The 22,773-nt window shown below is 55.9% G+C and carries 22 protein-coding genes; 14 read left to right on the top strand and 8 right to left on the bottom strand.

Annotated features, from left to right (window positions below; all coding sequences use genetic code 11):
• The first annotated feature begins 39 nt into the window (after positions 1 to 39).
• The 3 genes from KUC_RS06525 to KUC_RS06515 all read left to right on the top strand — a co-directional run bounded on the left by KUC_RS06525 (position 40) and on the right by KUC_RS06515 (position 4,860).
• Positions 40 to 2,163, top strand: coding sequence for a TonB-dependent siderophore receptor (locus tag KUC_RS06525; protein ID WP_007112355.1), 2,124 nt, complete (start codon positions 40 to 42; stop codon positions 2,161 to 2,163).
• Positions 2,164 to 2,336: 173 nt separating this feature from the next.
• Positions 2,337 to 3,236, top strand: a complete 900-nt coding sequence (locus KUC_RS06520; RefSeq protein WP_040479759.1) for an ABC transporter substrate-binding protein — start codon at positions 2,337 to 2,339, stop codon at positions 3,234 to 3,236.
• Between the two features lie 115 nt (positions 3,237 to 3,351).
• Positions 3,352 to 4,860 carry a YifB family Mg chelatase-like AAA ATPase gene (locus tag KUC_RS06515; RefSeq protein WP_007112353.1) on the top strand — a complete coding sequence of 503 codons (1,509 nt, stop codon included), beginning with the start codon at positions 3,352 to 3,354 and terminating at the stop codon, positions 4,858 to 4,860.
• A gap of 13 nt (positions 4,861 to 4,873) precedes the next feature.
• Here the strand turns inward: KUC_RS06515 and KUC_RS06510 are convergent, their stop codons facing one another.
• Complete coding sequence (locus KUC_RS06510) at positions 4,874 to 5,854, bottom strand: alpha/beta hydrolase (protein WP_007112352.1); 981 nt, start codon at positions 5,852 to 5,854, stop codon at positions 4,874 to 4,876.
• A gap of 217 nt (positions 5,855 to 6,071) precedes the next feature.
• Between KUC_RS06510 and KUC_RS06505 the strand changes: the two genes are divergently transcribed.
• Entirely contained in the window at positions 6,072 to 8,246 is a 2,175-nt protein-coding gene (locus KUC_RS06505) for a malate synthase G (protein WP_007112351.1), read from the top strand.
• 225 nt (positions 8,247 to 8,471) lie between these two features.
• Complete coding sequence (locus KUC_RS06500; RefSeq protein WP_040479756.1) at positions 8,472 to 8,888, top strand: PaaI family thioesterase; 417 nt, start codon at positions 8,472 to 8,474, stop codon at positions 8,886 to 8,888.
• Positions 8,889 to 8,900: 12 nt separating this feature from the next.
• Here KUC_RS06500 and KUC_RS06495 read toward each other — a convergent pair whose 3' ends face one another.
• On the bottom strand, positions 8,901 to 9,347 hold the full coding sequence (locus KUC_RS06495) for a DUF411 domain-containing protein (RefSeq protein ID WP_007112349.1): 447 nt from the start codon (positions 9,345 to 9,347) through the stop codon (positions 8,901 to 8,903).
• Between the two features lie 200 nt (positions 9,348 to 9,547).
• A complete protein-coding gene (locus tag KUC_RS06490; RefSeq protein ID WP_007112348.1) occupies positions 9,548 to 9,937 on the bottom strand; it encodes a DUF423 domain-containing protein in 390 nt (129 codons plus the stop codon).
• Between the two features lie 137 nt (positions 9,938 to 10,074).
• Between KUC_RS06490 and thiS the strand changes: the two genes are divergently transcribed.
• The 3 genes from thiS to trmB are packed head-to-tail and all read left to right on the top strand — an operon-like array spanning position 10,075 to position 11,884.
• Positions 10,075 to 10,281, top strand: a complete 207-nt coding sequence (gene thiS, locus KUC_RS06485; protein ID WP_007112347.1) for a sulfur carrier protein ThiS — start codon at positions 10,075 to 10,077, stop codon at positions 10,279 to 10,281.
• A gap of 10 nt (positions 10,282 to 10,291) precedes the next feature.
• Positions 10,292 to 11,101, top strand: coding sequence for a thiazole synthase (locus KUC_RS06480; RefSeq protein WP_007112346.1), 810 nt, complete (start codon positions 10,292 to 10,294; stop codon positions 11,099 to 11,101).
• Positions 11,102 to 11,116: 15 nt separating this feature from the next.
• Complete coding sequence (trmB, locus tag KUC_RS06475; protein WP_007112345.1) at positions 11,117 to 11,884, top strand: tRNA (guanosine(46)-N7)-methyltransferase TrmB; 768 nt, start codon at positions 11,117 to 11,119, stop codon at positions 11,882 to 11,884.
• Positions 11,885 to 11,890: 6 nt separating this feature from the next.
• Here trmB and KUC_RS06470 read toward each other — a convergent pair whose 3' ends face one another.
• Together KUC_RS06470 and KUC_RS06465 are read right to left on the bottom strand one after the other, a co-directional pair.
• Positions 11,891 to 12,493: a glutathione S-transferase N-terminal domain-containing protein gene (locus KUC_RS06470; protein WP_007112344.1), complete on the bottom strand. Its 603-nt coding sequence runs from the start codon at positions 12,491 to 12,493 to the stop codon at positions 11,891 to 11,893.
• A gap of 41 nt (positions 12,494 to 12,534) precedes the next feature.
• Entirely contained in the window at positions 12,535 to 13,452 is a 918-nt protein-coding gene (locus KUC_RS06465; RefSeq protein WP_007112343.1) for a LysR family transcriptional regulator, read from the bottom strand.
• Between the two features lie 243 nt (positions 13,453 to 13,695).
• Between KUC_RS06465 and KUC_RS06460 the strand changes: the two genes are divergently transcribed.
• The 4 genes from KUC_RS06460 to argE all read left to right on the top strand — a co-directional run bounded on the left by KUC_RS06460 (position 13,696) and on the right by argE (position 17,948).
• Positions 13,696 to 14,661: a Bug family tripartite tricarboxylate transporter substrate binding protein gene (locus KUC_RS06460; protein WP_040479753.1), complete on the top strand. Its 966-nt coding sequence runs from the start codon at positions 13,696 to 13,698 to the stop codon at positions 14,659 to 14,661.
• Between the two features lie 62 nt (positions 14,662 to 14,723).
• Positions 14,724 to 15,227 carry a tripartite tricarboxylate transporter TctB family protein gene (locus tag KUC_RS06455; protein WP_007112341.1) on the top strand — a complete coding sequence of 168 codons (504 nt, stop codon included), beginning with the start codon at positions 14,724 to 14,726 and terminating at the stop codon, positions 15,225 to 15,227.
• Positions 15,228 to 15,252: 25 nt separating this feature from the next.
• Positions 15,253 to 16,725 carry a tripartite tricarboxylate transporter permease gene (locus KUC_RS06450; RefSeq protein WP_007112340.1) on the top strand — a complete coding sequence of 491 codons (1,473 nt, stop codon included), beginning with the start codon at positions 15,253 to 15,255 and terminating at the stop codon, positions 16,723 to 16,725.
• A 35-nt stretch (positions 16,726 to 16,760) separates the two neighbouring features.
• Positions 16,761 to 17,948 carry an acetylornithine deacetylase gene (gene argE / locus KUC_RS06445; RefSeq protein ID WP_007112339.1) on the top strand — a complete coding sequence of 396 codons (1,188 nt, stop codon included), beginning with the start codon at positions 16,761 to 16,763 and terminating at the stop codon, positions 17,946 to 17,948.
• A 22-nt stretch (positions 17,949 to 17,970) separates the two neighbouring features.
• On the opposite strand, the gene KUC_RS06440 is transcribed toward argE, so the two are convergent.
• Positions 17,971 to 18,963 carry a 2-hydroxyacid dehydrogenase gene (locus KUC_RS06440; RefSeq protein ID WP_007112338.1) on the bottom strand — a complete coding sequence of 331 codons (993 nt, stop codon included), beginning with the start codon at positions 18,961 to 18,963 and terminating at the stop codon, positions 17,971 to 17,973.
• A 572-nt stretch (positions 18,964 to 19,535) separates the two neighbouring features.
• Positions 19,536 to 20,450 (bottom strand): AEC family transporter, encoded by a 915-nt coding sequence (locus tag KUC_RS06430; RefSeq protein WP_007112336.1) that lies wholly within the window; start codon positions 20,448 to 20,450, stop codon positions 19,536 to 19,538.
• 107 nt (positions 20,451 to 20,557) lie between these two features.
• Here KUC_RS06430 and KUC_RS06425 point away from each other — a divergent pair, with 107 nt between their 5' ends.
• The gene (locus tag KUC_RS06425; protein WP_040480325.1) at positions 20,558 to 21,061 is read left to right on the top strand and encodes a hypothetical protein; all 504 of its coding nucleotides are present in this window, start codon (positions 20,558 to 20,560) and stop codon (positions 21,059 to 21,061) included.
• Positions 21,062 to 21,066: 5 nt separating this feature from the next.
• Positions 21,067 to 21,660, top strand: coding sequence for an SCO family protein (locus KUC_RS06420; protein WP_007112334.1), 594 nt, complete (start codon positions 21,067 to 21,069; stop codon positions 21,658 to 21,660).
• A 10-nt stretch (positions 21,661 to 21,670) separates the two neighbouring features.
• On the opposite strand, the gene KUC_RS06415 is transcribed toward KUC_RS06420, so the two are convergent.
• Positions 21,671 to 22,771 (bottom strand): alpha/beta hydrolase family protein, encoded by a 1,101-nt coding sequence (locus KUC_RS06415; protein ID WP_007112333.1) that lies wholly within the window; start codon positions 22,769 to 22,771, stop codon positions 21,671 to 21,673.
• Between the last annotated feature and the right edge of the window lie 2 nt (positions 22,772 to 22,773).

Raw genomic sequence — 22,773 nt, 5'->3', positions numbered from 1 at the left:
AACACATTGATTAATTGATTCTTATTGCAGGTACTCCCCATGTCCATCCCCTATCACCGCTTGCTTTGCTCTGCGCACTTTTTACGCTCTCCCATCAGTGCTGCCGTTATCGCAGCCCTGGCCGTTTCACCACTACACGCTCAGGAAAGCACCGAGCTGGGGACTGTCACGGTCACCGCTCAACAGGCCGCCACCAAGGTAGAAACACCTTTTATCGAAACGCCCCAGAGCGTTTCCACCATTACCCGGGAGCAGATGGATAACCGCGGTGTAAGCACCGTACAGCGCGCCACTGACTACACGCCCGGTGTTTACAGCAACCAGATTGGCGCCTCCAACCGCTTCGATTACCTGGTACTGCGCGGGTTTTCTGACGGCAGCTTGAGCAATACCTTCTTAGATGGCCTAAAAGTCATGGGTGATGCCAACTCCCATAGCAGTATGCGCATCGACCCATGGTTTTTGGACAGCATTGAAGTCGTGCGCGGGCCAGCCTCGGTGCTCTATGGGCGCGCCTCCCCTGGCGGTGTGGTCGCCCTAAACAGTAAGCGGCCTGAATTTGAGCAGAGTGGTGAGCTGCGTTTCCGGGTAGGTAATAACAACCAACGCAGTGCTGCTTTTGACCTCACCGGGCCGATTGGCGCAGAGCAACGGGTGGCCTTTCGCCTGACCGGCATAGCCAGAGCCGCGGATACCCAGTTTGGCCCGGCAGAAGAGCAGCGCTACGCTATTGCGCCGCGGTTAACCTGGGATATCACCGACGACACTAGCCTAACCCTAGAAGCCTATCTGCAGGATGAGCCAGAAGGCGGCTACCACTCCGGCGTGCCCTATGAAGGGGCCGTGGTTGCCCACAATGGCCGCAAGATCAGCAATAACTTCTATGATGGTGAAGAAGACTACGACGCCTACGAGCGCACCCAGCGCATGGTCGGCTACACCCTGGAGCACCGCTTTAACGACCAGGTGACCGGACGCCAGTTGATGCGTTACCTCAATTCAGACGTAGTGCTCAATCAAGTCTACGGCTATGGCTGGACGTCCCCGGAATCCGACGAGCTCACTCGCTACTACTCCGGCAGCGATGAATCGCTGGAAGCCTGGACGCTCGACAACCAGTTAGAAGCCAACATTAGCAGCGGCTTTATGGATCACACACTGCTGTTCGGGGTGGATTACCAGCAGCGGGAAAACGAGGTGTCATGGCCTTCGGGCGCTTTTCCTGCCATTGACGCTTTTAACCCCGTGTATGGCGCAGAGCCCAGCGCCCCGCTTTATCAGCCATTGGGCGAACGCCATGAGATCGACCAGACCGGGGTTTACCTGCAAGACCAGATAGCCGTGGATAACTGGCGCTTTACCCTGGGCGGCCGCTACGACTGGGTGAATATCGACAATGCCAACCACGATAGCGGTGACACAAGCTCCCTTAGCGACACCCAGTTCAGTGGCCGTGCCGGAGTGGTCTACCTGTTCGATAACGGCATAGCGCCCTACCTGAGCTACTCCACCGCGTTCACCCCCACCAGTTTCGTGGATGAGAAGGGCGATCTGCTTCAACCGATGGAAGGCGAACAGTGGGAAACCGGCGTCAAATTTCAGCCTAATGGCAGCCAAAGTCAGTACAGTGCTGCTGTTTTCCATATCAGCCAGGAGAATGTGGCCACCAAAGAGCAGCCCACCGACCCATACCGCGCCGTGGGTGAAATCGAATCCCAAGGGCTGGAGCTGGAAGCGCAAACGCGACTAACTGATACCCTCTCGTTTCAGGCGGGCTATAGCTTCACCGATATCACCTACGCCAAAAGCGACGACGGCAACCAGGGCAATAACGCGATTTACTCCCCACGGCACCAAGTGCAACTATGGGGCCACTACAAGGCCAACGACGGCTGGTTAAACGGCGTGGATATGGGCGTCGGCGTACGCCACTACGCGGATATCGCCGCAGACCGGGGCAATACCGAAACCGTGCCCGACTACACCCTGGTGGATGCCACCATTGGCTACGACCTAAGCCAACTCGGCGTTGAAGGCGTCGAAACACGCTTAAACGTGAATAACCTGCTTGATAAAGAGTACGTGGCCTCCTGCAACTCCCTGGAGTACTGCTACTTCGGCGCCGAACGCGGCGTGACCGCCAGCGTCCACTACCGCTTCTAAGAACCCGTTCCAAGCTTTTACATAAACCCTTATCTAAGCATCGTTAAGTAATCGTGATCTCATCTGCCCAGACCAGCGCGTCTGGGCATTTTTTACGTCAATGCCAGTTTGCAAACAATAAATATTATCGTTTAAATGTATCACCTATTTTTTCCGGATGGCCTCTCACCACCATGCGCCACACCTCCCTGCTATGTTTGCTCGCGCGCTGCGGCCTGTTCGCTGCATGCCTACTGAGCGTTTCCAGCGCCCAGGCCCAGTGGGCCACTGTGGACTGGACGATCGCCGAAACCCTGCTGGCCATTGACGCCCCGGTTAGCAGCGTCGCCCAGCAGAGTGACTACCATGAGTGGGTAGGCGAGCCGCGCATTCCTGATAACGTTAGCGATATGGGGCTGCGCGCTCAACCCAACCTGGAACTGCTAGCCCAAGAGCCGCCAGAGCAAACGCTGATTTCGCCCATGTTCGTGGGTTTAACGCCACGCTTGGAGAAAATTGCGCCGGTCTCTTTGTTCTCGCTCTACTCCCCCGGCACCGATACCTGGCAAGAGATGCAAAAACTGACCCGCCAACTAGGCGAGTTAACCGAGCACCAGCCTCAAGCAGAAGCGCTGATTGCGGAAACCCAAGCCTTGATGACCACCCTGCGCGAATCACGCCCCCTCTCACAGTCAGAAATTGCGCCACTGCTAATGGTGCAGTTTATGGATGCCCGTCACGTGCGGGTGTTTGGGGAGAACAGCTTGTACAACGCCGTGCTGGAGCAGCTCGAGCTGCCCAATGCCTGGGATCAAGCCACCAACGCCTGGGGGTTTGCGCTGGTGGGGATTGAAGCGCTGGCACGCCACCCCGAGGCAATGCTGGTGATCATCGACCCACTGCCCGCCGGGGTCGAAGAGCAGCTGGCAAAAAGCGGCCTGTGGCAGCAGCTCCCCAGCGTGAAACACGACAAGCTGGTGCATCTGCCGCCCGCCTGGAGCTTCGGCGCACTTCCCTCCGCCCAGCGTTTTGCCCAGGAACTGGCCGCGGCGTTGGAGACAGCGCCAGCGGTTAGCCACCACGTCAATGAGTAGAAGAACGTGACGCTACCAAAGCGTTCTTAATTACGATAGGTTAAGCACTTAAGATAAAGTAGAGTTCGCTTACATTAAGGTTAGGGCTTTCAGCAAACGACAGCGAGGGAGTGCAATGACGCTAGCCATTGTAGCCACGCGGGCAGGCGTAGGTTTAGATGCACCGGCGGTGCATGTTGAGGTGCATCTAGCTAACGGCTTGCCAGGTCTAACGCTGGTGGGCTTGCCCGAAATGGCGGTGAAAGAGAGCCGTGAACGGGTGCGCAGCGCGCTAGTTAATGCGGGCTTTGATTTTCCTAACACTCGGCGTATCACCCTAAACCTCGCCCCCGCCGATCTGCCTAAAGAGGGTGGCCGCTTTGATCTGCCCATTGCTCTTGGCATTCTCGCCGCCTCCGGCCAAATTCCCGTGGATGCGTTGGAAGGCATGGAGTGTGCGGGCGAGCTAGCCCTGGATGGCAAACTGCGTGCCGTGCCGGGCATACTGCCCTTTGCCCTGGCCACACGGCGGGCGAAAAAAGCGCTGATTATTCCCCGCGACTGCGCCGATGAAGCAGCCCTGGCAGGCGATTTGCCGGTGCTGCCTGCTGACACTCTCTGGCAAGTCGTCGCCCACTTGCTCGACCAGGAAAAGATCCCCCCGCACAAACTAAGCGCCTCGGTGAAAACCACCGCCCCGGTGGATGATCTTGCCGATGTGCGCGGCCAACAGCAGGCCCGCCGGGCGCTGGAAGTCGCTGCGGCCGGTGGCCACAACCTCCTGTTTGCAGGCCCGCCTGGGACCGGCAAAACCATGCTGGCCAGCCGCCTGCCGGGCATTCTGCCGCCGCTTTCCGAGGAGGATGCCCTGGAAGTCGCCGCCGTGCGCTCGGTCTGCGGGCTACCGCTTGAAGCCGACTGGGGTAAACGGCCGTTTAGACAACCCCACCACAGCGCTAGTGCCGCCGCCCTGGTGGGGGGTGGCTCAAAACCCAAACCCGGCGAAATATCCCTCGCTCACCATGGTGTACTGTTCTTAGACGAACTACCGGAATTTTCCCGACATGTGCTAGAGGTACTTCGCCAACCGCTAGAAACGGGAGAGATCCATTTAGCCCGCGCTAGCCATGAACGCCGATATCCTGCTCGGTTTCAGTTAGTGGCGGCCATGAATCCCTGCCCCTGTGGCCATTTAGGCGACCCGCGCCAACGCTGCCAGTGTACCGCCAGCCAAATCCAGCGTTATCAAGCGCGGCTTTCCGGGCCCTTGCTAGACCGCATCGACCTCCAGGTGGAAGTCCCCGCGCTACCCCCAGAACAGCTTACCGCGCAAACCCAAGGCGAATCGTCGGCAGCCGTGCGCGAGCGGGTGATGGCCGCACGAGAACGCCAAATGGCCCGCGGCGCGCTGAACAGCCAGTTAAGCGGCAAAGCCCTGGAAGCCGCCTGCGCACTTAATGATGAAGAACGTGCCTGGCTGGCGGGTGTGCTTGAAAAGCTCAAGCTCTCTGCCCGCGCCTATCACCGCGTACTGCGTGTGGCGCTAACCCTAGCCGACCTTCAGGGCGCTCCAAAGCCCATCCAGCCGCACCTGATTGAGGCGATTGGCTATCGGCAGTTGGATAGGATGCTGAAAGGAGGTTAACGGAAAGGCGGCGCTAAGCCTTATTCTCGCTAAGCTGGTCTACAAACCCATCCAGCGCTTCAAACAGCACTTCCCGGATGGGATCTGCCTCGTTCACCAAATGATGGCGAGCTTCCGGGTGGCGATGAATTTCGGCATTGGGAAACTTCTTCGCCAGAATCGCTAAATTCCACTCCCAATCGACGGTCAAATCCTGCTCTCCTTGGAGTATCAGGGTAGGCAGCGGGTTGGGCTCCTGGGCCAGTAGGCGGGGCATCCAGCGGCGCATCGCGCTTACCCAGGCAACGCTTAAGCGTTCGGGCTGCAGCGGGTCACCTTCGCGTAGAAACTCGGTGAACTGCTCGTCGGTAGAGTTGGGGCGATATTTACGCGGCAACTCTTTTAAAAACGGGCTGGCAATCAAGTGCAACCAGCTTGTTTGGCTCCATCCCCATGGCCGCACCAGAGGCGCCAGCAGCACCAAACCGGACCAGCCGGAAGCCTCACGGCGAGTGAGCGCATCGGTGGCCAGAATCGCCCCACCGGTACTTTGACCCACGCCTAACCACGGCTCAGGCGCCATGCCTTGGCTCTTTAGGGTGGTCTGCAAGTGGGCCAGACAGTGCTGATAATCGTCAAAATCTTCTATTGCCGCCCGCGCCCCGCTGGAAAGGCCGTGGCCGGGAAGATCCCACAGCACCACTCGCCAACCCTTGGCCAGCAGTCGTTCAAGCAAATGGCGATATAACCCCATATGATCAAAATAGCCGTGCACCACAAAGGCAGTGCCCACCGGCTGCGGGGGGCTCCACACTTGGCACCACAGCGCAAAGCGCCCCGTATCGATAAAGCCTGCGTGTACTTCACTGGTATCTAACAGCAGTGCTTCTAAGCCATAGTGGTGGAAATAGCCTTGCATGGCGTCGGCCAATATTTCCCCTGGCAAGAGGCGGCTAAGGGTGGTGTCACCCGAGGCGTGGCGAAACAAGCCTTCCAGATGTTGGAAATCACGCATCGTTGTTTCTCCATAACGCCATTGTCCGTTGGCCTAGGCGCGGCAGATTGGTCGCGCGCTCAAACCCTAATCCCTAGTCATTTGGTCGAGCATTTTACCGCATTAGGGTCTACGCTGTTTACATGCCCGAGAAGGTGTGGAATTATTTTCCATAAATACATTTTACTCTGACCGTGGCAAACACATTCCCCACGGGCATCCTCACAGGAGAAACCCCATGAGCGAGCGTATCACGCGCCACCGTCTACAGGTGGCAGCCGATTTAGATCGTTTTATAAATAAGCAGGCGCTACCGGGAACAGGTGTTGATGAAAATGCCTTTTGGGCCGGTGTGGATGCCCTGTTTCATGATTTGACCCCTAAAAATCGTCAATTGCTGGAAGAGCGTGACACGCTGCAAGAAAAACTTGACGTATGGCACCGAGAAAACCCCGGCCCGGTCACCGATATGCCCGGATATCGCCGCTTCTTGAAAGAGGTCGGCTACTTGGCGGAAGCGCCGGCCAACGTCAAAGCGACCACCGCCAACGTGGATCGTGAAGTAGCCGTGCAAGCGGGGCCTCAGCTGGTCGTACCGGTGAGTAACGCCCGCTATGCATTGAATGCAGCTAACGCGCGCTGGGGCAGCCTTTACGATGCCCTGTACGGCACCGATGTGATTTCCGAAGACGATGGTGCGGAAAAAGGCTCCAGTTTCAACCCGAAACGCGGCGCCAAAGTGATTGCCTACGCCCGCGGCGTGCTTGACCGAGCAGCGCCGCTGGCTACTGGCTCGCACCGTGATGCGGTGAAATACGCCATTCGTGATGAGCACTTGGTGGTGTCTCTGGAAGGTGGTCGTGAGACAGGTCTTAAGGATTCCGGCAAGCTGATTGGTTTTACCGGCGAAGCAGCTAAACCCGAAGCGATTCTGCTGGGTAACAACGGCCTGCACCTGGAAATCCAGATTGATCCCAGCGACTCCATCGGCAAAACCGACCCGGCAGGCGTTAAGGATGTGGTGGTAGAAGCCGCCCTGACCGCCATTATGGATTGCGAAGACTCCGTTGCCGCAGTGGATTCAGAAGACAAAGTGGGTGTGTACAGCAACTGGCTGGGCCTGATGAAGGGCGATCTTGAAGAGAAGATCGACAAAGGCGGTAAGACGTTTACCCGTAAACTTAACGCCGACCGCACCTGGCAAACCACCGATGGCGGTAGCGTCACCCTGCCCGGCCGTTCGCTGATGTTCGTGCGTAATGTGGGCCACTTAATGACCACACCGGCGATTTTAGATGAAAACGGCAACGAGCTACCGGAAGGTATTCTGGATGCAGTGGTCACTTCACTGCTCGCGCTGCACGACTTGAAGAAAGACGCTGATCAGCCACGCAACTCGCGCACCGGCTCGGTTTATATCGTCAAGCCGAAGATGCACGGCCCTGCAGAAGTTGCCTTCGCCAACGAACTGTTTAGCCGTGTGGAAGATATTCTGGGCATGAGCCGCGATACCCTGAAGATGGGCATCATGGACGAAGAGCGCCGAACCACCGTTAATCTCAAGGCGTGTATTGCCGAGGCCGCTTCACGGGTGGCGTTCATTAATACCGGTTTTCTCGACCGCACTGGCGATGAAATGCATACCGCCATGGAAGCGGGCCCCATGGTGCGCAAGGGCGATATGAAGGGCGCTGCGTGGATTCAGGCCTACGAGAAGAGCAACGTGCAAGTGGGCCTTGCCTGCGGCCTGCGCGGTCGCGCCCAGATCGGTAAAGGCATGTGGGCCATGCCTGACCTGATGCACAACATGCTGGAGCAGAAAATCGGCCATCCGAAAGCGGGAGCCAACACTGCTTGGGTGCCATCTCCTACGGCCGCTGCGCTTCACGCGCTGCACTACCATCAAGTGAATGTCACCGACGTTCAGCGCGAGTTGGAAGAGTTAGGTGAGCCCGACTATTTGGACGACCTACTCACCGTGCCGGTGGCGGAAAACGCCAACTGGTCGGATGAAGAGAAGCAGCAGGAGCTGGACAACAACTGCCAGGGTATTCTTGGCTACGTCGTTCGCTGGGTAGAGCACGGCGTGGGTTGCTCGAAAGTGCCAGATATCCACAACGTGGGACTGATGGAAGACCGCGCCACGCTGCGTATCTCCAGCCAGCACATTGCCAACTGGCTGCTCCACGGAATTGTCGATGCAACGCGAGTGGAAGAAACCCTCAAACGCATGGCCAAGGTAGTCGATGAGCAAAACGCAGACGACCCTACCTACACCGCCATGAGTGTCGATTTCGAAGGCTCTACTGCTTTCAAAGCCGCTTCAGACCTGATCTTCAAAGGCCGCGTCCAGCCTTCCGGCTACACCGAGCCGCTACTGCACGAGTGGCGTCAGGTGCATAAGGCGAAGTAAACGAGCCTCCCCCTGAAACATGGCCCCGAGGCTCGCACCTTGGGGCTTTTTTATTTATGCTTCTTGACGTTAACGTAAACAGAAGCATGCGCAGATGTTGGGAGTAGGCTAAAAAGAGGGTCTTATGCCATGGATGGCATAAGTAGCGCCCAGGGAAGGGTTTACAGCGCCCTCTCGTCAGCCTACTGCCAGCGGCATGAATGGCCTGAGAGAGTGAAAATAACAATGACCGTAATGACCGCCGAACAGATTGAGCACTTTCTGGATGAAGTCTTTCCCCAGCGGATGGGCAAGATAGAGAGCGTGGGCGACATGACGGCTACCATGCGCTTGAAGATCGGCAACGAGCATTTGCGCCCCGGCCCACGGGTTTCTGGACCCACCATGATGGGCTTTGCGGATGTGGCCATGTACGTGGCTATTTTGGCGCAAATTGGCCCAGAGGCCATGGCCGTGACCAGCGATTTAAACTGCCACTTCCTCCGCGCAGCGTCAGGCGATCACGACATTATCGCCCACGCCAAGCTGATCAAACTCGGCCGCCGCTTAGCGGTGGGCGAAGTACAGCTATTCTCTGCCAGCGACGAAACCCGCCCGGTGGTGCATGTTACCGCCAGCTATGCGCTGCCAGACAAGACTTAAGGCGGGCGCCAATTACGGCGCCAACGTCATAAACGGCTTATCTTGCTGGTCGCTAAACGCGTAGACGTTATAGGGCTCATCTTGAGGCCCCGGCATACCCGGCGTGCCAATGGGCATACCCGCCAAACCAATACCGTCAACATCAGGCTGTTGCTCAAACAGCGCCTGCACGGCTTCCATCGGTACGTGGCCTTCAATCCAGTACTCGCCCATTTCAATGGTATGGCACGACCCCAAGCCGTAGGGAACGCCCGCCTGCTGCTTGATATCACCCAGTTCTACGTCATCAATAATCGTTACTTCTACGCCGAGTTCTTCAAGATGGCGCGCATAAGCGTCACAGCAGCCGCACTGAGGATTTTTATACAGTGTGGCCTCGTCAGGCAGTGCCGCATGGGCCGAGGTCGCCCCCAGAACCAGTGCGCCGGATAAAAATAGTGATGTCGTTAAACGGCTCATCAATACTCTCCTGATTAAGAGCGAATAAAAAAGCTAAGAGCATTAAATTGAAAGCTTACAACCTGTGTGTTGCCTCAAGGTCAAGATACCCCCCTGCTTGTGATGCATTTTGACGCTGATCATTTAAGTGCGACATCAGAACGCTTCAATAATTGACTCATACTTTGTCAATGGTAGCGTCACTTAACACCTGCTCAAGTCTAACCACGGGGGCGCTGCGCAAGCAGGGCTACCGCTCCAAGCGCCAGCCAACCGGCCATCAACAGTAGCCCGCCAATGGGAGTGACAATGCCAAGATTCAGTCCTGCCAGTGCCATCAGGTAGAGCGAGCCTGAAAAGCACGCCATACCTAGCGCCCATAGCGCCAGCACCCAGCGTTGACCGGCAAGCGGCTGCACGTAGCGCCATACCAGCACGATCATGATGGCAAGCGTGTGCCAAGCCTGATAGCGCACACCGGTTTCAACCGCACTTACCATCGCTTCTGTGGTGCGCGCCGACAGGCCATGGGCGGCATAGGCGCCTAGCATTACCATCATCGCGCCCGATAGCGCCGCGATACACCACCACACTTTATCTATCCGTTTCACGCTGCTCTCCTGTTTCGATTATGGCTCACATCCATCAAGCTGATTACACCTACGGCTTACCTTGCGCAGCGCGAAACCGCTACAATAGAGAATGCCTTAGAGAACGAACTACCACGACGAATGAGACACGCCTATCTATGTCTATCCAGATACGTCTAAACGGTGAACCCCATACGCTGTCGCCCGGCCTCACCGCCGCTGACTTAGTTGAACAGCTGGGCCTTAGCGGTCGTCGTATCGCCGTCGAAATAAACGAAGAGATCGTCCCCCGTAGCCAACACGCCGACACCCGCCTGGTCGATGGCGACCATGTAGAAGTTGTCCACGCGATTGGCGGCGGCTAAAGGAAACACTATGACCCAACTAACCGATACACCGCTAGCCGATGCCCCGCTAACCATCGCCGGACGCGACTTTCACTCGCGCCTGCTGGTGGGAACAGGCAAGTACAAAGACTTTACCGAAACCGGCGCCGCCATTGCCCAAAGCGGCGCTGAAATTGTGACGTTTGCGGTGCGCCGCACTAATTTAGGCCAAGACGCCGACGCGCCCAACCTGTTAGACGCCATCTCCCCTGATCGCTATACATTGCTGCCCAACACTGCCGGCTGCTATAGCGCTAAAGACGCCGTGCGTACCTGCCGCCTAGCCCGCGAGCTGCTGGATGGCCACAATTTAGTCAAGCTGGAAGTGCTCGGCGACGATCACACGCTTTACCCTAACGTGGTCGAGACGCTAAAAGCCGCCGAAACGCTGCTTGCCGATGGCTTCGACGTCATGGTGTACACCAGCGACGATCCTATTGTGGCACGCGAATTAGAAGCCATGGGCTGCTGCGCCATCATGCCGCTAGGCTCACTGATTGGTTCGGGCCACGGCATCCAGAACCCACACAACGTGCGCTTGATTGTTGAACAGAGCAAGGTACCAGTACTAGTGGATGCGGGCATTGGTACCGCATCGGATGCTGCCATGGCGATGGAGCTAGGCTGTGATGGCGTGCTGCTCAATACGGCCATTGCCCACGCCCGCGAGCCGCTACGCATGGCCAACGCCATGAAGCTGGCCGTGGAAGCTGGCCGCGATGCGTTTTTAGCCGGCCGTATGCCGCGCCGCCAGTCCGCCGATCCTTCTTCACCTTTCGCTGGCCGTATTAACGGTTAATTGATTCGAGACCCCATGACTGACACCAACGATAGCGTACCCGAAAGTGCCGCGCCCGAAAGCAACGCCACTACAGGCCCGGAAGGTACGGATGCACCGCTGCATCGCCGCGGCATTAAAAGCTATGTAATTCGCGCGGGTCGTATGACCCAGGCGCAAAACCGTGGTTTAGAAGATATCTGGCCGCGCTTTGGACTGACCATCGCCGACGGCCGTCAAGACCTGGACGCCCTATTTGGCCGTCAGGCACCGCGGGTCGTAGAAATCGGTTTCGGCATGGGCAACTCGCTGCTTGAACAAGCCGAAACTCACCCAGATACCGACTTTATCGGCATCGAAGTGCACGCCCCTGGCGTTGGCAAGCTGCTTGATGAGGTCGACAAACGCGGCCTGACTAACCTGCGGGTTTACCGCGAGGATGCCCTGGCAGTGCTTGAGCAGTGCCTACCCGAAGGCTCGCTGACCACGCTGCAGCTGTTCTTCCCCGACCCCTGGCCGAAGAAGAAACACCACAAGCGGCGTATCGTGCAGCCCGCCTTTGTTGAGCTGATCCGCACTCGCCTGATGCCCGGCGGCACTTTCCATCTGGCCACTGACTGGGAAGCCTATGCAGAGTGGATGGCAGAGGTAATGGAAGCGGCCCCCGGCTATACCAACACCGCCAGCGCGGAAACTGCTCCCTACGTGCCACGTCCGGCGTTCCGCCCGCTAACCAAGTTTGAGGCTCGGGGCGAAAAACTTGGCCATGGTGTATGGGATTTGATTTACCAGCGGCGCGATTAATCTGCACTAAGCAAATTCGGTCAGTGCAAAGCTTTCGCCCTCCACCACCTTCGCCTGCCAAGCGTATAGCGTCGGGTAGCGGTTTTGCCAATCAAAGGCCGGAAGGCGGAAACTAATATACGTCAGCGCAACGGCAACGGTAATCGCTCCCAAGTTGCGCTGGGCGCTGCCCGCCAGCACGCTGGGGTGTGTATTGAGTGTTATCAAAGTGCGTTCAACCGCTTTTAAACGGCGCTGCCCCAACAGCGTCGTATCCACTTCATTACCGCCATGCTTGCGGCCAATCACCACGTTAAAAGCGGCGTCCATCAAGCCCTGCCCCAGCCCTGCCAGCGCCAAGGTTTCCGCTAATGTCTTACTGGGTATCAGAGACGGCCCTTCACCCACTGCATCCAGATAGAAAGCAATCAACAGCGACTCGGTGATGACATCTCCCTCATCGGTCACCAGCGTCGGAATACGGCTAAGCGGCGTAATCTGCACAAGCTCGCTATCCGTCGCCCAAGGGTCACACCAGCAAAGCTCGGTGCGCTCGATCAGCTGCTTTTCATAGAGGCAAACGCGCACAACGCGTGCATAGGGAGAAGAGGTATTTAAATAGAGCTGCATGGGGCGGTCTCCTGTTAAGTCATATGTTTGCCGTGACTGTTTTATTTTAGTGAAGTTAATATTCCCATTTGATGCAAGCTGTCGATTTCAGCGTATATCTCTTCGCAGAAAGATTCAGCCACGCTACTTAACGGCCTGTGTTTAGATTTCAGTAAAGCAATTTCCCACTCAATGCTCGGCTCTATTGGTTTTGATACAACGGCTGTTCCCTGCAGTAACAACTCTGCAATAGGGTCAATCACGGCAACGCCCAATCCGCGGTCAACTAATGCGCACACTCCGCGCATGTGGCGCATTTCAGCGGCAATATGTCTCTTTATATCAATGGTCTGCATAATGTAGTCCACCCTTGCACGCAGTGGGCTATCTGCCATCAGCTCTACGAATGTCTGATTTTGTAAGCTAGCGATCGATACAACGTTTTGCTTAGCAAGCGGGTGTGTACGATGCATGATGCAGCGCGCAGAACAGCGAGCAAGACTACTCACCGTTGCCCCATAAGTGTCTGCTTCGAGCGTTATCCCCAGCGCCACGTCACAGGTATTGTTGTCGATCATTTTAAGCAACTCCTGCAACCCTGCATCGATGACCCGAACGCCTACATTAGGATGATTTTGTTTAAAGCGCTTAATCACATCGAGTAAGAAGGTATCGCAAAAAATGGGCTGGGCAGCCACTACGACACTACCCAATTGATTATTAGCAATAGCATCAGCGTCTTTTTGCGTATCTCGAATACTCGCCATCAGCCGTAAAACGGATGCGTGGTATAAAAACGCTTCTGACGTTGGTGAAAGCTGATTACGGGCGCGTTTGAACAACGCAAAGCCTAGCTCGTCCTCCAGGCCGATTAGTAAACGGCTTACCATTGACTGACTAATGCCTAACGTTTCTGCGGCAGCCTTCGTCGTGCCGTGTTTCATAAAGGCATCAAACGCTTCAATTTCTTTTATTTTCATTACCTTAAACTCGCTTTAGCGGTATTAAACTAGTTAACCGGCAGATAAAAAACACGCTTTATAAACAGTAAGCTTGCAGCTTTGGCTCACCACTAGAACCAATTCGAATACTAAATTGAATTGTTGCAATAAAATTCATACTTGTCTATGTTTAACGCGCTGAATCCAATTAACGCTTGTTACTCAGTGCTTCAGTCACATTCTTTCAATAACAGCTATGCAACAACCATTGCGGAGACAAGTATGAAACTCACGTTTAGCTTAGCGGCAGCAACGCTGCTCGCTGCCTCCACCGCCTATGCTCAGAGCTACCCCTCCGAACCCGTCACGCTGGTAGTCCCTTACGGCCCCGGCGGCGCCTCTGACCTGGCGGGCAGGGCGTTAGCAGAATCGGCTCGCGAATATTTAGGCCAGCCTGTCACGGTCGTCAATCAAGCCGGTGCAGGGGGTATGACCGGCGCTCGCGATGTGACACAGGCTGACCCCGATGGTTACACCTTGCTTTTAGCCCGCGTCGGCATGGCGCTGTCACCGGCGGTCAACGAAAACAGCAGTGTTGATTGGGATGAGTACACCTTTATCAGCCCGCTTGAAGCGACACCGATGATCCTCGCCGTGGCTGACGACTCTCCTTATGAAAGCGTTGAGGATTTGCTGGAAGGCATCAAAAACGACCCTGGCGCGATGAGCTACGCCGCTTCCGGTGCCACCGCCATTGATGGTTTTACGGTGCAGTCACTACTGGCTGACGTGGAAATGGATCCGCTGACAGCGGCAACGCTAATTCCCTACCGTGGGGGTGGTGAACTCGCCACGGCGCTACTGGGTGGGCATGTTGATTTTCTCGCCATCGCAGCAGCATCGCTGATGCCCCATATCGAGAGCGGTGATATGCGCCCGTTAATGGTGTTCTCTCCAGAGCGCATGGAAACACTGCCGGAAGTGCCGACTGCTGAAGAGCTAGGTTATGAGCTAGCTGGGCAAGTGATTGGTTGGAGCGCGCTGTATGGCCCGCCGGATCTACCTGAAGACGTAATGAATACCTGGGCAGAGGTAATGGAACAGGTTGCTGAAGATGAAATGTGGCTCAGCCGTGCTGATGACCGCGGCTCAATTTCCACCATCGGCAGTGTCGACATGGAAACCTACGCACAAGAGCAATATGAGTTTTACCGCGCCTTAGCAGAACAGTTTGGCTATTTGGAGTGAATTAGCATTAGCGCTAAACACCACGCTATCACTACATTTTTCATTTAATCACTGGAGGGGTCATGGGTATAACACGCGGTTTAGTTATTACGGTGCTGTTCGGTATCGTTCTGTTTTTACTGATACCCGCCTATGTGCCCCGCCCGCGCTTTATTCCCGGGTTTGCGCCACCGCCGGATATGTGGCCACGCACGGTTTCCATGTTCGGCATGGCGCTGGGCATACTGCTCGTCGGGCTGTCTTTTTCACGCAAAACCGAATCAATCGCTGACCCTGAAGATGCCAGCGCCATCCGCGGAGACACGCCACTTGTCGCGCTACTCACTCGCTTCGGCTGGACGGTACTTGCCTTTGCGCTCTTTATCGGCTCAGTGATGCTGCTCGGTTTTTTGCTATCAAGCATTCTGCTGTTAATGGCGATGCTGATACTGACGGGTTATTGGCGCCATAAAGTGGTGGCGGCCATCGTTGCCGTCGCACTCCCACTGGTTCTCTACCTGTTTTTCTCCAGCGCACTCAATACGCGTTTCCCTGTCGGCAGCCTGCTCAAGGCTATCGGCATTTAACCTGCCGCGTATAGGACTTACCACTATGCTCAACGACCTGTTGGTCGCCTTCCAGGCGGTTGCCACCCTTGAGAATTTTCTGATCATGGCCGCCGGTATCTGGGGCGGCGTGATTATCGGCGCCATTCCCGGCATGACCGGCACTATGGCGGTGACGCTGGCGCTGCCGTTTACTTTTTATATGCAGCCGATCCCGAGTATTTTATTACTCGTCGCACTTTACAAAGGCTCAACCTACGGCGGCTCGGTCTCGGCGATTTTGATTAAGACCCCGGGGACCGCGTCGGCCGCCTGTACCACCCTTGATGGCTACCCACTGGCCCAGCAGGGCAAGGCAGGAAAAGCCCTCAACATGGCGCTCTATTCGTCCTGTACCGGGGATTTTATTTCCAACCTGTCGCTGATTTTTATTGCCGCACCACTGGCGCTACTCGCGCTGCGTATTGGCCCACCCGAATACTTTATGTTGATGATTTTCGCGCTCACCACCGTGGCTGGGGTGTCTGGTCGTTCACTGCTGCTTGGGCTTGTGTCGGCGTGTTTAGGGCTACTGTTAGCCACCGTGGGCGAAGATATGTACGGCTCGTTCCGCTTTGACTTAACCATGGATATGCAAAGCGGCCTTGCGGTTGCGCCCGTGCTCATCGGTCTGTTTGCGATACCTGAACTGCTTAAGATTATTGTCTTTCGTAACAACCAAAGCCATAAACCCATGCAGTTGGGCGATAACCACGTAACGCGAGATGAGCTGCGCCGGTCGTTAAAGGCAATGCTTAAAGGCAGCATGATTGGTGTAGTGATGGGGGCCATTCCCGGCATTGGCCCCTCGGCAGCAGCTTTCTCCTCCTACGGAGAAGCACAACGTAGCTCAAAGAACCGCGAAAACTTTGGTAAGGGCGAGCTAGAGGGGATCGCAGCATCCGAGTCCGCTAACAATGGCTGCTGTGGCTCCACCATGATCCCACTGTTAGCGCTGGGCGTGCCGGGCGATGTGATCACGGGCGTGATGCTGGGCGCCTTTATGATTCACGGCATGACCCCAGGCCCGATGCTATTTGAGAACAACCTTAATGAGGTTTACATGCTGTTTATTGGCATGCTGTTCTCGTCTGTTTTGCTATTTGGTGCTGGCAAAGCAACGATGCGCTTTTTCTCGCATATTTCGCGGATTCCACCGGGGTTGATGGCGCCGATCGTGCTAGCGCTGTGCGTATTCGGTATTTTTTCGATCTCCAACAGTATGTATGACGTCATCGTACTGCTGGCGATGGGCATATTTGGCTTTTTCATGTTCCTGTTCGCCATACCCGCCGCACCCTTTTTAATCGCCTTCATTCTTGGCCCGATGCTGGAAGAGAACCTGCGTCGTGCCCTTGCGCTCTCGCGTGGTGATCCAAGCATTCTGGTCTCGTCGCCTATCACCTGGCTATTCGCTTCGCTAGCGATATTTGTGGTGGTCGTGACGATTCGTCAGCAACTCAAGAAAGCCAAGGCCTGAGCCAAAGATTCCCTTATTGCCAAGGATTTAACGCTATGCAAGCTAGTGCTACGCCGAACGCTCATCCGCAGTTAGAAGCGGCGGTATCACACCTCGCCGTCCTGATCGCTTACGACACAACAAGTGCGTATTCCAATCTTGAGCTTATTCATCACATGGAGAGTTTCTTCGCCGGACTTGGCGCGGATGTAACCATACTACCGGATGAGAGCGGAGAAAAAGCCAATTTGGTCGCCCGCCTGGGCCCGGCCAATGTGCCTGGCATTGTTCTCTCTGGCCATACTGACGTCGTACCCGCCAATCCGAAGAACTGGCAAAGCGACCCTTTCAAAATGGAGCAGCGCGGCAGTCGCTTGTTTGGGCGAGGCACCTGCGATATGAAAGGCTTTGCAGCCTGTGTCATGGCCGCTGCACCGGCGTTTGCCAGCGGCGAACTTCAGCGACCTTTCTATTTCTGCTTCTCTCACGATGAAGAGGTGGGCTGCCTGGGAGCCCCCGCCATCGCACGCTACTTAGCAGAACTCAAGGTGCCACCGGCTCTGGCGATTATCGGCGAACCCAGCGAGATGAAGCTGATCAACGGCCAGAAAGGCAAGATCGCAATGCGAGTGACGGTGCGCGGTGAAGGTGGTCACTCATCGTTTTCCCCTCAACACGTCAATGCAGTAGAGTATGCCTCGCGTATCATCACCATGATCGCCGAACGATCACGACGATATGAGCAAGATGGACCCTTCGACCAAGACTTTACCGTTCCCCACGCCACAACGCTAACCACCATAATAGAAGGCGGTGTAGCGACCAACGTTACTCCCGACACTTGCAGCTTTATCTTTGAGCTACGCAGTATTGATCAGGAAGCAGCCGCCACGGATATTCAAGCGCTGATCAGCGACATAGAAGCCACCTTGCTGCCCGAAATGCAGCGCCAATCAGCCGATTCCGCCATTGAGTGGCAACAGTTATTTGCCTACCCCGCCATGGGGGACGCTACCGACAGCGAGATGTTTAAGCAGCTTGAGCCCATTCTTCCCGAGCGCGGCGGCAAGGTCTCTTACGGTTCAGAAGGCGGCGTGTTCGAGATCGATGGCGGCATACCCTCGGTGATTGTTGGGCCCGGCTCTATTCGCCAAGCCCATAAGCCCGATGAGTTTATTGAAATTGAACAGCTCAGTCAGTGCCTAGCGTTCTTCGATGAGTTAAACACTTGGATGAAACGCTAACGCCCACATGGATGGAGATGGGTTATGTGGCACACACTCGGTGCATGGTGCCGTTGCCGCTTTCAAAAGCGTCGATATTCGCCAGCGTGGTCTCGGCAATATTGGTCAGTGCTTCGGCGGTGAAGAAAGCCTGATGACCAGTGATCAGCACGTTGTGAAAGGTTGTCAGGCGCATAAACTGATCATCGTCGATCACCCCATGAGACAAGTCTTCGAAGAAAAGCTGCTCCTCCTCTTCATAGACATCCAACCCTAAGCGGCCGATTTTGCCACTTTTCAGGCCTGCTATGACAGCTTGGGTATCGACCACCCTTCCACGGCCGGTATTGATCAGCATAACGCCTTCCTTCATTTGCGCGATGGCATCGGCATCGATCAAGTGGTCGGTGACTGGCGTTAGCGGGCAGTGAAGCGAGATAATATCCGCTTGGGTATACAACGTCTCCAACGGCACATATTCCACAAACGGCTTTGCCTGCGGATTTGGAAATGGGTCGCTGGCCACGATCCGGCAACCAAAGCCGTGCATAATATCGGCAAAAATCAGCCCGATATGCCCGGTGCCAATAATGCCTACCGTTTTGCCGTGCAGGTCAAAGCCCAGCAGGCCATCCAGGGAAAAATTGCCCTCCCGCACCCGGTTGTAGGCGCGATAGGTCATGCGATTAAGGCTTAGCACTAAGGCCACTGCATGCTCCGCCACAGCATGAGGCGAATAGGCAGGTACCCGAACCACCGTGATGCTTAACCGTTCGGCGGCAATCAAATCAACGTGGTTGAAGCCCGCTGAACGCAGCGCCACTAACCTTGTGCCACCGTTATGCAACTGCTCTAACACGGCGGCATCAAGGCAGTCATTAACGAAGGCGCAAACCGCGTCAAAACCGTTGGCCAAAGGGGCGGTGTCGACCGTCAGGCGCGCCTCTAGAAAGCTCAACGAATGACGCTCTGCTGCGTTGGCGCGAGTGATAAAAGTGTGATCGTAGGGTTTAGCGCTAAATACAGCGATGCGCATATCTCTAGCCTCCCAATGCAACGTAAAGATAGTCCGATAAGAACAGCATAGGCGACGGGAGTGACACAAGCAGCCCTTTTCACACGCGGCAGAGACTGGTTAATGATAAAGGGTAGAAAAAAGAAAGCCGCTCCAATGGAGCGGCAAAAGACCGTGACTAGCAATGAGAGGGAGAAACCATGACAGGAAACTGGCGCTGATTCTTAAATCAACAGCTGTCGTGGTTGCCAACGTCTCATTAAACGCTGACAACCACAATGTAATAGTTCTCATTTACCCCGTCAATACAAATACGAATATTTTTTATTACCACTTGTCGACGGCGAAGATCACAATCGCTCCCACAGAAGATGAATAAAAAATTGGCACGCATACAAAAAGAAAGCCGCTCCAATGGAGCGGCAAAAAGACCGTGACTAGCAATGAGAGGGAGAAACCATGACAGGAAACTGGCGGTTTCTGTCGTGGTTGCCAGCGTCTCATTAAACGCTGACAATCACACTGTAATAGTTCTCATTTACCTCGTCAACACAAATACGAATATTTTTTATTTAGTTCTGCTCACCTCCCCGTCAGCTAACCAGTTGCAGCCAAAACGGCAGGGTAAGCATGGCTAGTAAGGTTTGCCCGGTAATGATCGCGGCCATCAACTCGGCATCGCCGCCCAGTTGGCGGGCGAGGATATACGCAGAGGTAGCCGTAGGGAGGGCGGCAAACAGCAGCGCCACATCGCGGCTTACCGGATCCAGCTGCAGTATCCAGGTTAGTGTCAATACCAGCGCAGGCATCAGCAACAGTTTAACGCTATTGGTGGCCAGTACGCCGCGATCAAGGCGCAGCAGCGCCGCCGGACGCAGCGCCACGCCGACGGCCACCAAGCCCAATGGCAACGCCGCTCGCCCCAGCAGCTCAACTGTATCTTGACTCCAGCCTGGCAAACCAACGCCCGAAAGGTTCAGGGCGATACCCGCCAGGCAGGCTAAAATCAGCGGATTTTTAATCAGCGCCATGGCACTTTTACCTACGCTAGCACCACCCAGTGTGCCAGCGGCGACAAAGCTTGCCACGCACATCACGTTCACCACTGGCACCATCAGTGCTAAGGCGACCGCCGCCGTTGTCGCTCCCAGGCTACCGTGGAGAGCGGCAGCGCCAGCAACACCCACATAGCTATTAAAACGAACCGCGCCTTGAAATACCGATGTAAACGCCGCAGGCGTTAGCTGTAGCCAGCCGCGTAAACGCCAGAGCAGCAAGCCAAACAGCGCCATCGCGCCCAGCAATACCAGCGCTAAACGGCCCACGGGTACTTGGCTTACATCCGCAGTGGCCAAGGTTCCCACCAGCATGGAGGGAAACAGTACAAAGTAGATCAGCCGCTCTATCTGCGGCCAAAAGGTGTCGCTAGGCCAACGCAAATAGCCAAGCACGGTGCCTAGTAAGATCAACAGAAATAGTGGGCCTAAAGCGCCAGTGATACTCTCCATTTACATCCCTTTTGCCTGCGACATCCCAGCACAGCGATATCGGCGCGATTACTGTTACCATGGCCATAACACCCCGCCCCCACGGCTTGCGTAGCGATTATTCTGCCATGAAGATGATATCAAAACCTGCACACCCGGCGGGCTTCCCCGTCTTAAGGGTACTGATACTGGTCACTGGCTTGGCGCTAGCGGCCTGCGCGTGGTATGCCTTTTCACACTGGCTCCACCGCGACAGTGATGTGACATGGTTTCCGCCCACTTCAAGCTGCAACCTGCATGCAGAACCCTGCTCCGCCACCTTGGGTGAGTTGGGCCGCATAACGCTTCATATTATGTCCGACGGGCGGATTGACGCATTGGAAATATTACCCCTGGAAGTAGAAGTCGATGGTGTTACCGCGTCCCAGGTCGAGGTTGATTTTATTGGCCGGGACATGGATTTGGGATTACATCGCTTTGCCCTTAGCGCGGGTGCACCCGGCCATTTTCAAGGCCAAGGCCAAGTGGGGATTTGTACTCAAAGCGTTATGCCCTGGCGAGCGCGTGTCATACTGGAAACCGCAGAAGGCAAAGTGGGCAGTTGGTTCGATTTTGATGTGATTCGGAGTTAACGCATATGGCAAGGAAATCGTTATGGTTAGGCGCGGGGGTGGTCGCAGTCTTGCTGGTGGCCAGCGGCATAGGTCTCTATCAGTATGCTTTCGCTCCCCAAAATGGGGAACCCGTGGGTGGCCCGGTTGAACTACCCTCTACCCAGGGTGATTTTTCGTTGACCCAGCTGGACGACGATCAAGTCGCGATTGTTTCGTTTGGCTATACCTACTGCCCCGATATTTGCCCGATGACCCAGTCGGTAAAGCGCCAAGCCCTGGCCCAGCTCTCTGAGGAACAGCGCGAGCGCGTGGTGCCGGTGATGATCACCGTTGACCCCGAACGCGACACCATCGCGCGTATGCAGGAGTACATGGGCTTTTTCGGCGAGGAGTTTATCGGCGCGGTGGGCAGTCAGGAACAGCTTGAGGATGTCGCCTCACGCTATGGCGTAATATGGCGAAAAGTCGAAGCACCGGATTCAGCAATGGCGTACACCATTGATCACAGCGCCTCGCTTTTTTTGGTCAACCGCGAGGGAGATATTCTTCAGCGAGTACTCTACTCACCCACGCCTCACGGCTTAGTATCAGCATTAGAACATGAGCTTGGCGATTAATCGGAGTTTCTTAATCGGCTTGTTCAGGCACGGCTTGTAAACGATCTAACATGGCCATTAATGCGCCAATTTGGGTGCCATTACGGGTATCGTGCTGTGGGCTTAGCTGCCAGGTACTTTCTGCAAAACCCCACCAGTCCCAGCACCCCTGCGGGTTCGCCATGCTGTTTTCCGCCTGGGGATAGAGCACGATTTGCTGATGCGCTGCCGCCCAGGTATTTAACCCGGTGTGGCGTATGAACGTATCGCCAATGGCCTTTGCGTTCATTTGGCAGCCATGCAACGCCAGCGTAACCGGGCACTCGCCCGCTTCGCAGCCTTCGGGTATAAACACATAGCCCGTGTCGGCTAGGCCTTTTACCGCAAATTCTGACTGATCAAACGCAAATAATTCGCCACTTTGCTCACCAGCACCACTAGGCTCGTCAGCGTCAGAGGCTTCTCGTTCTGGGTAGAGCCAATCCATCATTTGTCCGGCAATATCGTCATCGCAGGCTAATAGAAAGCTACCGCCACCCTGACGACAATCCCCCCACTCCTGAGGCCCAGGGGGGGCTTCACTCGGCAAGCGAACCGGCCAGCCGTGCCCAGCATTTTCACTGCGTGCAACGCGTAGCTGGTCAGACGAAGCAAGCCACTGTTGCCACTGCTCAGCAAGCAGGTCACCGAGCAGTGGCTCAACCACTTCATCCTCTTCCCCGTGCCACAAATAGGCCCTGAGTTGGCTAAGCGCCTCAGCGCTACCTACCTGTTCGAGCTCAAGATAGCGCTGGTGGCGAGACTCCAGCTCATCTAATGAAGGCGCGCCGCGGCGGGTCATCATGCATTGGTTAAGCGCTAAACTCAGCGAGCCCTGCGCACAGCTCCAAGGCCCCGCCGCCAGTACGCCCAGGCCGCTAAACCGCTCGGGCCAGGCCACCGCCAGCTGGGTCGCCATATAGCCGCCCGACGACACCCCCACCACGCTGGCCTGCTCCCTCGCAGCGCTCAAGGCGGGTAAATCGTCGGGCTCACTGGCCGTCTCGGCTTGTGCTAGTAGCGGTGTGCACAGACCTAAGCAAACCAGTGCTTGAGCCAGAGAATGCAGGCTGGAAGAGGGGGTTGTAGTCATCG

This window comes from Vreelandella boliviensis LC1 (assembly GCF_000236035.1).
GTDB classification, from domain to species: domain Bacteria; phylum Pseudomonadota; class Gammaproteobacteria; order Pseudomonadales; family Halomonadaceae; genus Vreelandella; species Vreelandella boliviensis.
This window is presented reverse-complemented; position numbering and strand designations above follow the sequence as displayed.